Genomic DNA, 13,347 nt, shown 5'->3' with positions numbered 1-13,347 from the left:
CACGAGTACCAGTTGGGAGAGGCGCCACCTCAAGTCACAGGACTCACAGTGGACCAGCAGATCATTCTCGACGTGTTAGGCGAACGGTATCGGCAAATTTATTCCTAAATCAGGTGCGGAAAGTCGGATAATTATGGCCGTGAAATCATCCATATTGTGTGAACACGGTGGCGTTAAAATTTAAAGGAGTTCTCATGCGGCAGACAATTAAACTTGCCTCAGTAATCAGCGTGGCGTTGTGGATGGCAGCTTGTAGCCCTCAAGAGGATAAAGCCGCTCATGGCGGCGCGGGGCCGCAGAGCATGGAAGTTGGGATAATCAAAGTGGAGGCTAAGCCACAGGTTATCCAAGTCGAGTTACCGGGTCGTAGCAAGGCATTTCTTGAAGCCGAAGTTCGTCCTCAAGTGAATGGCATTATCACTAAGCGTAGCTTTGTCGAAGGCGGCAATGTGAAGCAAGGCGAATCTCTTTATCAAATTGATTCTGCGCCTTATAAAGCTGCACTTGTCAGTGCAAATGCTGACTTAGCTCGAGCAAATGCAAGCCTTGCTTCTGCTAAGGCAAAAGCGGCTCGTTATCAGCAGTTAGTTAAAACTAACGCAATCAGTAAACAAGATTTCGATGAAGCCGAAGCCGCTTACAAAGAAGCGCTGGCCAGCGTGACTGTAGCAGAAGCGGCGATTAATACTGCGAAAATCAATCTTCAATACACTGAAGTATTAGCGCCGATTTCAGGCCGTATCGGTAAGTCGAGTGTAACAGCGGGTGCGCTAGTAACGGCTAACCAAAGCCAAACTCTGGCAACCATTCAACAGCTTGATCCTATCAATGTGGATATCGCTCAATCGAGTGCTCAGCTGTTACGCCTAAAAGCCAAGCTGAAGCAAGGTAAGCTGCAGGCGGCGGATAACGCTGACGTGCAGTTAGTGCTTGAAGACGGCACTGTTTATGGCCACAGCGGTAAGCTGCAATTTGCTGAGGTGAGTGTGGATGAAAACACGGGCTCAGTGATCCTGCGTGCAGAATTCCCTAACCCAGATGGCCTCTTACTGCCTGGCATGTATGTTCGCGCCGTGCTGAATACTGGTACCGATCCTCAAGCCATCCTAGTACCGCAAAAAGCCATTAGCCGTAACGCTAAGGGACAAGCCGTGGCCATGGTGGTGAACGATCAAGGCGTAGTGGAAGCAAAAATTGTGACCACCGCTGAAGTTATCGACAATCAATGGCGTATTACTGCCGGTTTGGAAGCGGGCGATAAGTTGATTGTGGAAGGATTACAAAAAATCCGTCCAGGTGCACCAGTCACTCCCAAAGTTATTTCTGAAACCCAAGCACAATAGGGCATAGCTATGGCACGTTTTTTTATTGATCGCCCCATCTTTGCGTGGGTGATCGCCTTAATCATTATGTTGGCGGGGGTTCTATCGATCCGATCCCTGCCAGTCTCGCAGTACCCCAGTATTGCGCCACCAACAGTGGTGATCAGTGCGAACTACCCAGGTGCATCGGCCAAAATCGTTGAAGACTCAGTGACTCAGGTGATTGAGCAACGTATGAAGGGTATCGACCACCTACGTTATATCGCATCGACCAGTGATAGCTTTGGTAACGCGTCTATTACCTTGACCTTTAACGCGGAAGCCGATCCGGATATCGCGCAGGTTCAGGTGCAGAACAAGTTACAGGGCGCTATGACTCTGTTACCACAAGAGGTGCAATCTCAAGGGGTTAACGTTAACAAGTCAAGCTCTGGCTTCCTAATGGTACTGGGTTTCGTCTCGACCGACGGTTCTTTAGATAAGGGTGACATCGCCGACTATGTGGGCGCTAACATCCAAGATCCTATGAGCCGTGTACCTGGCGTGGGCGAAATTCAGATTTTCGGTGCCCAATATGCGATGCGTATATGGTTAGATCCATTGAAGCTGACCCAATACAATCTCACCAGCTTAGATGTGGTGAGCGCTATCCGTGCGCAAAACGCGCAGGTATCAGCGGGTCAACTCGGTGGTACGCCATCACTGCCAGGACAAGAGTTAAACGCGACAGTATCGGCACAGAGCCGTCTGCAAACGCCAGAACAATTCCGCAAGATCATCATCAAATCCGATACTTCGGGTGCGAACGTGTTCTTGGGTGATGTGGCGCGTGTTGAACTAGGCTCTGAAAGCTATGCGGTAGAGTCTCTATATAACGGCAAACCCGCTTCTGGTATTGCGATTAAGTTGGCTACTGGTGCTAACGCCTTAGACACGGCAGAAGCCGTTCGCGCTAAAGTTGAAGAGTTACGTCCCTTCTTCCCTGCTGGGCTAGATGTGGTTTACCCCTACGATACAACGCCATTCGTTGAGAAATCGATTGAAGGCGTGGTACACACTCTGCTCGAAGCTATCGTACTGGTGTTCGTCATCATGTACCTCTTCCTGCAAAACTTCCGTGCGACGCTGATTCCAACCATCGCAGTACCTGTCGTATTGCTGGGTACCTTTGCGATTCTGTCGGCAACGGGCTTCTCCATCAACACCCTCACCATGTTTGCAATGGTACTGGCGATTGGTCTACTCGTGGACGACGCGATTGTGGTGGTGGAAAACGTTGAGCGGGTAATGGCCGAAGAGGGCTTAAGCCCACTCGAGGCGACCCGTAAGTCAATGGATCAAATTACGGGTGCGTTAGTCGGTATCGGTCTGACCTTGTCTGCGGTATTCGTACCTATGGCGTTTATGTCGGGTTCTACTGGGGTAATTTACCGTCAGTTCTCGATCACTATCGTTTCTGCGATGGCGCTGTCTGTGCTGGTGGCCTTGATTTTAACCCCCGCACTCTGTGCGACTATGCTCAAACCGTTGAAGAAGGGTCATGGCCATATCGAAACGGGTTTCTTCGGTTGGTTTAACCGTGGTTTCGATCGCTTAACGAACCGTTACGAATCGAGCGTGGCTGGCATTGTGAAGCGTGGCTTCAGGGTCATGATGATTTACGCTGCATTAGTGGTGGCAGTGGGCTGGATTTTCATGCGCATGCCAACGGCATTCTTACCAGACGAAGACCAAGGTATCTTGTTCACGCAGGCAATTTTGCCAACCAACTCTACCCAAGAAAGCACCATGAAAGTGTTAGAGAAAGTCTCTGATCACTTTATGGCTGAAGAAGGCGTAAGGTCGGTATTTAGTGTTGCGGGCTTCAGTTTTGCGGGTCAAGGCCAGAACATGGGTATTGCCTTCGTTGGCTTGAAGGATTGGTCAGAGCGTGAAGCGCCAGGTATGGATGTTCAATCCATTGCGGGCCGCGCTATGGGTGTATTCAGCCAAATGAAAGAAGCCTTCGTATTCGCCTTCGTACCGCCAGCGGTCATCGAGTTGGGTACGGCCAATGGTTTCGATATGTACCTGCAAGATAAAAACGGCCAAGGTCACGATAAGTTAGTGGCGGCGCGTAATCAATTGCTGGGTATGGCAGCTCAAAATCCAAACCTTGTGGGGGTTCGCCCTAATGGTCAGGAAGATGCGCCAATTTATCAATTGCACATTGACCATGCTAAGTTGAGCGCATTAGGCGTTGAGATTGCTAACGTTAACAATGTGTTGGCAACGGCGTGGGGTGGTTCTTATGTTAACGACTTTATCGACCGTGGTCGTGTTAAAAAGGTATTTGTGCAAGGTGATGCTCAATACCGTATGCAGCCAGAAGACCTAGACACTTGGTATGTGCGTAACAACAAGGGCGATATGGTGCCGTTTTCAGCCTTTGCGACAGGTTCTTGGGAATACGGCTCACCACGTCTAGAACGTTTTAACGGTTTACCTGCGGTGAATATTCAAGGCGCAACAGCACCTGGCTTTAGTACTGGTGCGGCCATGAATATTATGGAAGACCTAGTTAAACAGTTACCACCGGGCTTTGGCATCGAGTGGAACGGCTTATCCTATGAGGAGCGTTTATCGGGTAACCAAGCGCCTGCGCTATATGCGTTGTCGATTCTGGTGGTATTCCTCGTATTGGCTGCACTGTATGAGAGCTGGTCTGTTCCGTTTGCGGTAATCCTAGTGGTTCCGCTAGGTATTATCGGTGCCCTGCTGGCGATGAATGGCCGTGGCTTGCCAAACGACGTGTTCTTCCAAGTAGGTCTGCTGACAACCGTTGGTTTGGCAACCAAGAACGCCATCTTGATTGTGGAATTTGCGAAAGAGTTCTACGAGAAAGGGGCGGGTCTGGTTGAAGCGACGTTACATGCTGTACGTGTGCGTTTGCGTCCGATTCTGATGACATCGCTGGCGTTTGGTTTGGGGGTTGTGCCGTTAGCCATTAGTACGGGTGTAGGTTCAGGTAGCCAGAATGCCATCGGTACTGGTGTACTTGGCGGTATGATGAGTTCGACGTTCTTAGGTATCTTCTTCGTGCCACTGTTCTTCGTTATTGTTGAGCGGATCTTTAGTAAACGAGAGAGAAAAGCGAAAGACGAAAAGCCAACATCGGCGGAGTAATCTAACGTTCTAATCAAAGCCCTGTATTTACAGGGCTTTTTGTTGGGCGAAAAATATTATCGTTACAAGGATGGATAGCTACCTTGAATCAATTCGGGCATATTAAATGAGTCAAGATAAAAAGGGAGTAGGTGATGTCGGCAGTCAGTAAGGATCAATTAATCAAATTAGAGGCATCTCTCGCAAAGGGAAAGTGGTATTTCATTTTGGTGATTGGCGTACTGTATTGGGGGAGTGTGACGTCACTTTTGGTGGTGGGGTTTCAATACTTCACCGCTGAGACGCCATTTTGGCAGGCAATGAAAGTCGCACTATATATTTATCCCGCGAGTGGCGTGCTATTTGGCTGGACGCTATGGATGCAGTTAAATCACAGAAGAGATAAACTGCGCGGCAAATGTTGTCCATAATCAATACATAGCGCTGGCGTAGGAGCAAAATCGTGTCATCGGTGAGCAGTCTTATCACTAAGCAACTTGTCGTAGCGATGATTTGCCATGCTATCGCTATTGGCATTTTGGCCTATGGTGCCTATGAGTTTTATCTTGAGCAGCTTGTCGTCCCCGAGCTCATCCGTAGTGTTGCCGTAGCGGTATTTTTTATCGGCATGGGACTCGAACCCAATATGTTTTTTACACCGTTAAGTCAGGTCATGACCCAAGCCGACGATAAGTCGCCTAAGTCGAAATTACAAACGATGGTGTTTAACTTTGGGGTTTTCTTACTGATTTGTGGCTTTTTAATGGAATGGTTGTACGACTAGCCCGTTAAATCTGTCCATGAAAAAGGCGCCGAGACTAGCTGCGACGCCCTAATCAACCTAGCGAAAGTTAAACTCGTGCCTAAGGCATATCACTCGTGCCTAAGGCGTATAGTAAGTTGCTGCCCCTGGCCCTACTGGTAAACCAAAACCGAATACCCACAGAAAGAAAAACGCCGTCCAGCCGATGAAGAACACTAAGGTATAAGGCAACATAGTGGCGATCAGTGTGCCTATGCCGAGGTTTTTCTGATAGCGACAGGCCACCGCTAAAATCAATCCGAAATAACTCATCATTGGCGTGATTAAGTTAGTTACCGAATCCCCAATACGGTAGGCCGCTTGAATGGTTTCGGGCGCATAGCCAACCAACATCAACATGGGCACAAAAATGGGGGCGGTAATGGCCCATTGTGCTGAAGCACTACCCAGCATTAGGTTGATAAAACCGCACAGTATAATAAAAAACAGGAACAGGATTGGCCCAGTTAACCCTATGGATTGCAAGGCATCTGCGCCCAGCACGGCTAACACGGCGCCGAGATTACTCCAGTTAAAGAAGGCCACAAATTGTGCCGCAAAGAACACCAGTACTATATACAGTCCCATTGTACTCATACTGTGCGACATGGCATTGATAACGTCTTTATCGTTTTTAATGCTGCCAACGACCTTGCCGTAGACAAAACCCGGGATCGCAAAACAGATAAAGATAAAGGCGACGATGCCTTTGAGGAAGGGTGAGCCCGAAACCAGACCGGTTTTAGGATCGCGCAGTGGTGCACCCTCTGGCACGACAGATAGCGCAAGGATCACCGCCAACACCAGCATTGCTAATCCCGCCCACTTGAGGCCGCGTTTTTCCAGCTCAGTGATATTGCCCATGGATTGATGCACGGTTTCATCGGCATCATCGCCCTGATACTTGCCCAGTTTGGGCTCGACAATTTTCTCGGTCACAAAGGCGCCGAGGAAAGTGATCACAAAGGTCGAGACAAACATAAAGTACCAGTTAACCTCAGGGCCGACGTTGTAGTCGGGGTCGATCATCCGCGCCGCCGCTTCAGTTATGCCCGACAACAGTGGATCGACAGTACCGAGCAGCAGATTTGCGCTGTATCCCCCTGATACTCCTGCAAATGCGGCGGCTAAGCCTGCTAACGGATGACGGCCTAAGGAATGAAAAATCATCGCCGCCATGGGAATTAATACCACATACCCAAGCTCTGCCGCGGTGTTTGACATAATCCCCGCAAACACGATAGTCACTGTCACTAAACGCTTTGATGTTCCCATAACGAGTGCGCGCATGGCGGCGGATAATAGTCCTGAACGCTCGGCGATACCCACACCCAGTAGGGCAACCAGAACCGTGCCCAAGGGGGTAAAACCGGTAAAGTTAGTGACTAAGTTGGACACTATCATCCGCAAGCCTTCGGCATTCATCAGGCTAACCACATGGATAAGTCCATCGGCACCTCGGCCGTGGGCGCCCTCGGGGCGTGGATCGGCCACCGTCAACTCAAAGTAGCCAGCAATGCCAGACACCAGAATCACGGCGACACAAAATAGAGCAAACAGGGTAATAGGGTGTGGCAATAAATTACCTAACCGTTCGACAATATTCAGAAAGCGTACAAACCAGCCACTTGAGCTGATGTCATGTGGGGGCGGTGTCTTTATGGGAATATGATTGGATTTCAAACTCATGCCTTGCCTCTGTCGACCTTTGCTAGCGCATTTTTTATCCGTGAGCTGAATCGATGCGGCGTGACTTGGCTGAGGAGCCTCTCGCTCAAGTGATTGGATTAACGCTAAGGTAAAAGTGAAAAATTGGCCGAAAAGTATGATGCTTGTGCTTTAAATAAAACTTAAATGTGGCTAGAGCAGTATGTAGGCAGATTTTGGATAAAAAAATGGACTCACGGGGAGTCCAGTATTCACGAGCAAAAAGGTTGCTCTAAACGTTGTGCAAATTAACTATAGCTTAGTTTTTCTGTATCCAAGCTGAATGTTTTCAATCAATTCGGGTTTAATCTTGTCACAAAAAATCTTGGGTCAGATGCTCTTACCTGTGCAGTAAAAGATAACATTTCATTGCACTAGCTAACGCTTTAGATGAAATTCTTGCTTATTTATGGTTAGCTGTAGCCATTAAAAACAATAATAAACACTAAGGATGGAAGATGGACAAACTGTTACTGGGATTAGCGCTGATTTTTATCGTGACCTATCTTTGGTATGTCAGCCTAGTCAAAAAACGCAATACCGCCCTTGAGGCTCTGTCGGGGATCGATGTGCAGTTGGCTAAACGCGCCGATCTCGTGCCCAATATCCTCAAAATCGCCAAGCGATTTATGGATCATGAAAAGTCATTGCTCACTGAAATTACTGAGCTACGCACGCAATTAACCCGTCATTACAACAAGACTGACCCCAATGCGGTTAAAGAGCATATTGCACAAGCCGAGCAGTTAAACGACAAAATGGCTACCTTGATGGTTAATGTTGAAAACTATCCCGAGCTGAAGTCCGACAACACTATGCTTGAAGCCATGCAAACCTATAACGAGGTCGAAGCACATATTTCGGCGGCTCGTCGTTTCTATAACTCAGCGGTGTCGGAGTTAAATACAGCCGTTGAAATTTTTCCTGGGTCGATTATTGCGTCAATGGCTAAGATTAAAGTGATGCCATTTTATGAAGTCAGTGAGGCATCTAAAGCACCAATAGACGCGGCAGATTATCTGTAATCTTTAATATTTGCGGGGGTAAAATACCCCCGTAAAATAACGATCTCAATGAATATACTCACCTTTATCTTGGGCAGTCCCATCAAGGCACAGCGACAGACAGTAAAACTGTCGGCAGAGCCTGCGGATAGGGAGTCGCTGCAACAGTATTATGATTCCCACCTTGCACCGCTTGCTGCCCGTTATGAAACCAAGCGCGTGGCGAGCCTTAAGGCAACACGTCAACGCTTGTATCTCAGTTTAGTGATTGTTGCAGGGCTCGTACTATTAACGATATTGGGACATAGCCGTGGGCTGGTGATGTTTCCGTTACCAATGATTGCACTACTGTTATTAGGTTTTTGGAGTTTTACCCCGACAAGGCAGTTTACGCGTCAAGTACAGCAAGAAATCTATCCCATCATGTTTAAGTATTTTGGTGAAGACTTTATCTACAATCGCGAGATGCGCCTTGATATAAATCGGCTCTCGGCGGCAAAAGTCTTACCTCATTACGACAAGGTGAGTTTTGGTGACTATATTCACGGTCAATACAAAGGGGTAGAGCTAATCGTCAATGAGTTAACCCTGACCAAAGATGTGCGAGTGGAAGAGTGGGACGGTAATAAACGCAGAACCGTAACCCGCACTGAAACCCGTTTTCGCGGCACTGTGGTCGAGCTCAGTAGTCACAAGCAGTTTATCGGCCATACCGTGGTATTAAAGGATCGTGGCGGATTAGCGAATTTCTTATCCGACAGTCATTCGGGGCTGCAAAGAGTGCGACTAGAAGACCCCTTGTTTGAAAAAGAGTTTGATGTGTTTTCAACAGATCAAATTGAATCACGTTATTTGCTCAACACCGCTTTTATGGAGCGATTACAGCAACTGGCAAAGGTCTTTGCTGGTGATATCCAATGTGCCTTCTTTCGCAACCGGCTGATCCTATTTTTGCCCAATCGTAGGAGTCGCTTCCAAATGCGCTCTATCTTTGATAGTGCGAATTTTTCGACAGAATTTAGCCAGTTAAACCGTGAGATGAAGCAACTCTTTGCTATTATTGAAATACTTAAACTAAACGAATACACGGGACTTTGATGATAGCAATGCACCAACCACCTACTTACCTTAAGTCGATTGCGCTATATGGGCTCGGCTTATTGTTAACTTGGGGGAGCTTTGCAACCGTGTTCGCCGAAGAGGTCAAACCGACTAAGCCGCGCATTGTGGCGCGCTATTCTGACAGTGGCATCGTCAGTACGGAAGGCCAAGAAAAATTTAAGGTTTATCAATATCAACAGGCCAATGGCGTAACGGTTTTTACCGATAAAGCGCCATCGAGCAGCGATTACCAAATCCTATTGTACGATTGCTTTGCTTGTCGCCCAGACTCGACTATCGATTGGAATGGTATTCGGTTGTTTACCCGTAATTACGAGAGTTTAATCAGCCGCGCGGCCCATAAACATCGGTTAGATCCTGCACTTATCCGTGCGGTTATCCATGCTGAGTCAGCATTTAATGCTAGAGCGATATCCCGCTCAGGGGCTATGGGGTTAATGCAATTGATGCCCGAAACCGCCAAAGAGATGGGTGTGACTAATGCCTTTTTGCCAGAGGAGAATATTCTTGGTGGCAGTAAGTATTTGGCGCAAATGCTAAAACAGTTTAATGGGGATATTGCGCTGGCCTGTGCGGCCTATAATGCTGGGCCTACAACTGTGACTCAGTACAACGGTATTCCGCCCTATCCAGAAACCCAAGCCTACGTAGAACGGGTGCAAATTCTGCTCAAGCGTTACCGCAGCACTAAGGTATAAGGTTCGCTGTAACTATCGATATTCTGCTTTAACAACAAACGCAGCGGGACAAGTAAAGTATCCGCTGCGCTATGTTGTAGCCTCATAATGTTGAAGCCAATCTGGCAGAGCTTATTCGCCAACTTCCCATTTTACGCTGACATGACCATCTGCTTGGCCTAAGGTTTTACCTAAGTAATCGAGCACTTCGGTAGCAATTTCATCCAGTTGCCAAGGTGGATTGATCACCCATAGTCCTGCGGCTGTCATGCCAAACTCGTTAGAATCGGGCTTGATGGCTTGCTCGATACGTAGTTGGCGCTTAATACCGCTAGTGGCTAAGCGGGAGAGCATTTCTTCTGTTTGCGCGCGGTTGACTACCGGATACCAGAGCATAAATACGCCCGTGGCAAAGCGTTTGTGCGCCTTGATTAACGTGTCGGCCACTGTTTGATAGTCGGTCTTAATCTCATAACTGGGGTCAACAAGTACCAGTGCGCGGCGCTCTAGTGGCGGTACTGCGGCAATCAGCCCTTTTAAGCCATCGCCTTTAATCACTTTAACTTGCTTATCTTGTTCGAAATACTCATCCAGTAGCAGATGATCGGTACCGTGCAGCTCGTGCAGCAGCATACGATCCTTTGGCCCAAGATCCATATCGATAAAGGCTGGCGAACCTGGGTAAAAGTTCAGTTCTTCTGGATTGTCTTCATTAAAATGACGCACCGCATCTATATAATCTTGCAAGGATTTGGGCAGATCGGTTTTGTCCCACAGTTTTGCCACCCCGTCGAGATATTCACCTGTCTTTTGGGCAAACTCATCCGTTAACGCATAACCGCCTGCACCCGCATGGGTGTCGATATACACTAGCGGTTTGTCTTTTTTATGCATTAACTGCAAGGTTTGCAGCAACATAGCGTGTTTCAGCACATCGGCATAATTGCCGGCGTGATAACCGTGACGGTAACTTAACATGGGGGATCCTAGTTATTTGCAAACAAAGCAAAGGGAGGCAAATGCATGTCGGCAATTATACCTAGGATGCCCTATGGCGTAAAATTAATGCCTCACTTCGCCCGTTTTTTATGAGCTAGCCAATGTGAAGGGGTTTGCATCTGGAAGGTTTTTAGCCAAAGCCCAGCGGGGGCGGGTTTACCAAATAAGTAACCTTGAAACTGTTCACACCCTAGTGCGGTCAGTTGCATTAATTGCGTTTCGGTTTCGATCCCCTCTGCAATGACATTCAGGTTTAAACTTTTAGCTAATAAAATTGCGGCGTTGACAATTTGAGTATGGCGCTCGCTAATACCTAGCTGACTCACAAAGTAACGGTCGATCTTAATGGTGTCGGCACTGATATCGATTAACTGGCTTAGTGACGCATGGCCAGTGCCAAAATCGTCAATCGCAATGGATACGCCCATACGAGCAAGAGTGTTTAAACGTCTGCCAGTTTCTTTATATGTTGAAAATACTGAAGTTTCTGTAATTTCAATTTCTAATAATGGGATGAGTTCAGGATGATTCATATAGGTTTGGATCAAGACTTTAAAGAAGCGATCCGACAGTATATCTTGCCCTGACAAGTTGAAAGCTATCCTGACCATAGGGACATTTTTTGGCCAAGAGCGGATCAGTTGGAGTAACTGTCTAAGCACTTTCATCGCAAAAATCGCCTGTAATTGTGACGACTCTATAATGGGGATAAAGGTGCTTGGCATGATCATGCTGCCGTCTTTATCGAACATTCTGGCGAGCGCTTCAAAGCTAATGATATGGCCATCAGCCATCACTTTAGGCTGTAACCACATTTCAAGACGGTTGTGTTTTAACGCATCGCGGATTTTACTTTCTTGCGAGGAGGCCTCAAGCAAATTGTTAATCAAACCAACGTAATACACCATGACAGGGTTAGCTTGGGTGGTTTGTTTGATGGCAATTAAGCATTGCTCGGCGGCTTGCTGCGGCGCGGATTTATTACCTGAACAGCAACCTATTCGACATTCGAGATGATATTCAATCTGCTGTTCTTGCTTCAGTTTTAAACTGGTTGGTATGCGTTGCCGCAATTGTTGTGCAAGCGTCTCTGGGGAGATTAACGGTAGTTCGGTGAATTCTAGGGCAAAGGATGCGCCCCTAAAGCGGTATATTTTGGCCTGATGGCCGACACGTTCTTTCAGTTCTATGGCAAAGGCTTTTAGAATTGCATCACCAACGCCGATCCCAAATGCGGCATTGATTTGGCTGAGATTATCTATCTTAACTAAAGCGACGGTCATTGCTTGATGAGTCGCGCTTGGAGCGGGGTTATACCAATGGTTCTCGTTGGGTAAACCCGTGACTAAATCATAATAATGAGTGCTGATATGGTGCTTTTTAAGTCGACTTAATTCAAGCGCATGATTGGTTTGCGCCGTGATATCGTGACAGTGAAATAACAAGGTATCGTGGTGCTCCAATGAGGCTTTTTGCAGGAGATATCGATTGCTTTGGTTGTTTTTTAAACGGGTCTGAAATGACGCGGCGAGTAAATTGACGCTGGCATCTTCAGTTAAATCAAAAATGTCACATAGGCGAGTGCTATTGAGTGTGATATCGGTAGCAATGTTCTTTGCCGCATTATTTAGGTTGAGAATCACTCCATCCTCATTACAGAAGAAAGACGCTGTGCCATTATTATCAAAAATCTCAGCATATTGATCTAAGGTATGTTGCAGTGCCTTTTGATGCTTAATCATCTGCTGTGCATGGATTTTTTGGGTTTTTAATAGCCGCATTGCCGATAAGGGGATACAGATATTAAAAAACATAAACAGTAACCCGTTTAGATAGGCGTGAGTTGCGGGCAGGCTAATATCCACATCGACAAGGGGCGGGAGGTTTTGGTTACGCAGCAATAATAAAAAAGGCAACACATTGAAGCACATCATCCAGCAGGCGACTTTTCTGCCAAACAGAAAAAGCGCCATCAGCGGCAGCGTATACAGAAAAGTAATACCCGCCTGCGACAAATTGAAATTAGGTACAAACAACAAGATAGACAAACAGGCTGCAACCACCATGACCAGCAAGCTGATTGAACTCGCCAGTAAACATCGACGGGTAAACCATAGCGCAAGAAATAGCACAGTTAAAAAACTGACCGTGATGCCAATAATAAAACTGAGGTTGAGTTCATATGCAATCAATGAACTGTGCAGCACTATGCTGGTGGTCAATACTGCACCACTTAGCAAAATAATCCGCAATAAACTGGTTTTTAATATGGTTCTATCAGGGTTTAAAAAGTCTTGCTCTCTGATAAACAAAAAACCTTTCAGCCAGTTAAGCAAAAAATGTCCTTATTCCATACGGAAGTCGCTAAGGTTGACTGGGAATAAGACATATAACATAAATCGCTAATTTGTTACATAAATAGATTTCTTCCATTATAAATCAGCCCGAATTCAACTGCGAAGTGCGACACTCGCCAATATCAAGCAGCCAATACCATTTCTTTAAAGACAATCGCTGGTTGCTTGAAATCTAAACACTTTTTCGGTCGATAATTTATCCGTGATAAAGCG

At 46.9% G+C, this 13,347-nt stretch carries 10 protein-coding genes; 7 read left to right on the top strand and 3 right to left on the bottom strand.

Annotated features, from left to right (window positions below):
* Positions 1-194 precede the first annotated feature (194 nt).
* The 4 genes from AEA42_RS18805 (at position 195) to AEA42_RS18790 (ending at position 5,250) form a co-directional block, all read left to right on the top strand.
* Complete coding sequence (locus AEA42_RS18805) at positions 195-1,343, top strand: efflux RND transporter periplasmic adaptor subunit (RefSeq protein WP_055648540.1); 1,149 nt, start codon at positions 195-197, stop codon at positions 1,341-1,343.
* Between the two features lie 9 nt (positions 1,344-1,352).
* Positions 1,353-4,487 (top strand): efflux RND transporter permease subunit, encoded by a 3,135-nt coding sequence (locus AEA42_RS18800; RefSeq protein ID WP_055648539.1) that lies wholly within the window; start codon positions 1,353-1,355, stop codon positions 4,485-4,487.
* A 134-nt stretch (positions 4,488-4,621) separates the two neighbouring features.
* Positions 4,622-4,897, top strand: a complete 276-nt coding sequence (locus AEA42_RS18795; RefSeq protein ID WP_055648538.1) for a hypothetical protein — start codon at positions 4,622-4,624, stop codon at positions 4,895-4,897.
* 32 nt (positions 4,898-4,929) lie between these two features.
* Positions 4,930-5,250, top strand: coding sequence for a hypothetical protein (locus AEA42_RS18790; protein ID WP_081990902.1), 321 nt, complete (start codon positions 4,930-4,932; stop codon positions 5,248-5,250).
* A gap of 99 nt (positions 5,251-5,349) precedes the next feature.
* Here AEA42_RS18790 and AEA42_RS18785 read toward each other — a convergent pair whose 3' ends face one another.
* Positions 5,350-6,957: an AbgT family transporter gene (locus tag AEA42_RS18785; RefSeq protein ID WP_055648537.1), complete on the bottom strand. Its 1,608-nt coding sequence runs from the start codon at positions 6,955-6,957 to the stop codon at positions 5,350-5,352.
* A 476-nt stretch (positions 6,958-7,433) separates the two neighbouring features.
* On the opposite strand from AEA42_RS18785, the gene AEA42_RS18780 reads away from it, so the two are divergent.
* The 3 genes from AEA42_RS18780 to AEA42_RS18770 are packed head-to-tail and all read left to right on the top strand — an operon-like array spanning position 7,434 to position 9,799.
* Positions 7,434-8,000: a LemA family protein gene (locus tag AEA42_RS18780; RefSeq protein ID WP_037423819.1), complete on the top strand. Its 567-nt coding sequence runs from the start codon at positions 7,434-7,436 to the stop codon at positions 7,998-8,000.
* 48 nt (positions 8,001-8,048) lie between these two features.
* Positions 8,049-9,077, top strand: coding sequence for a DUF3137 domain-containing protein (locus AEA42_RS18775; protein ID WP_037423817.1), 1,029 nt, complete (start codon positions 8,049-8,051; stop codon positions 9,075-9,077).
* On the top strand, positions 9,077-9,799 hold the full coding sequence (locus AEA42_RS18770; protein WP_055648536.1) for a lytic transglycosylase domain-containing protein: 723 nt from the start codon (positions 9,077-9,079) through the stop codon (positions 9,797-9,799). Before AEA42_RS18775 ends, AEA42_RS18770 begins: the two co-directional genes overlap by 1 nt.
* A 111-nt stretch (positions 9,800-9,910) precedes the next feature.
* Here the strand turns inward: AEA42_RS18770 and rlmJ are convergent, their stop codons facing one another.
* Positions 9,911-10,756 carry a 23S rRNA (adenine(2030)-N(6))-methyltransferase RlmJ gene (gene rlmJ / locus AEA42_RS18765; protein ID WP_055648535.1) on the bottom strand — a complete coding sequence of 282 codons (846 nt, stop codon included), beginning with the start codon at positions 10,754-10,756 and terminating at the stop codon, positions 9,911-9,913.
* Between the two features lie 92 nt (positions 10,757-10,848).
* Positions 10,849-13,113, bottom strand: coding sequence for a GGDEF domain-containing phosphodiesterase (locus tag AEA42_RS18760; RefSeq protein ID WP_047535567.1), 2,265 nt, complete (start codon positions 13,111-13,113; stop codon positions 10,849-10,851).
* Positions 13,114-13,347: the final 234 nt, after the last annotated feature.

Source organism: Shewanella sp. Sh95, from assembly GCF_001308045.1.
Taxonomy (GTDB): Bacteria; Pseudomonadota; Gammaproteobacteria; order Enterobacterales; family Shewanellaceae; genus Shewanella; species Shewanella xiamenensis.
The sequence above is the reverse complement of the archived record's forward strand: the minus strand, read 5'-3'. Positions and strand labels throughout refer to the sequence as shown.

What these genes read in the sequence shown, in the direction of transcription:
- AEA42_RS18805 (WP_055648540.1), top strand. Translation starts at nt 195, where the DNA reads ATGCGGCAGACAATTAAACTTGCCTCAGTAATCAGCGTGGCGTTGTGG.
- AEA42_RS18800 (WP_055648539.1), top strand. Translation starts at nt 1,353, where the DNA reads ATGGCACGTTTTTTTATTGATCGCCCCATCTTTGCGTGGGTGATCGCC.
- AEA42_RS18795 (WP_055648538.1), top strand. Translation starts at nt 4,622, where the DNA reads ATGTCGGCAGTCAGTAAGGATCAATTAATCAAATTAGAGGCATCTCTC.
- AEA42_RS18785 (WP_055648537.1), bottom strand. Translation starts at nt 6,957, where the DNA reads ATGAGTTTGAAATCCAATCATATTCCCATAAAGACACCGCCCCCACAT.
- AEA42_RS18780 (WP_037423819.1), top strand. Translation starts at nt 7,434, where the DNA reads ATGGACAAACTGTTACTGGGATTAGCGCTGATTTTTATCGTGACCTAT.
- AEA42_RS18775 (WP_037423817.1), top strand. Translation starts at nt 8,049, where the DNA reads ATGAATATACTCACCTTTATCTTGGGCAGTCCCATCAAGGCACAGCGA.
- AEA42_RS18770 (WP_055648536.1), top strand. Translation starts at nt 9,077, where the DNA reads ATGATAGCAATGCACCAACCACCTACTTACCTTAAGTCGATTGCGCTA.
- rlmJ (WP_055648535.1), bottom strand. Translation starts at nt 10,756, where the DNA reads ATGTTAAGTTACCGTCACGGTTATCACGCCGGCAATTATGCCGATGTG.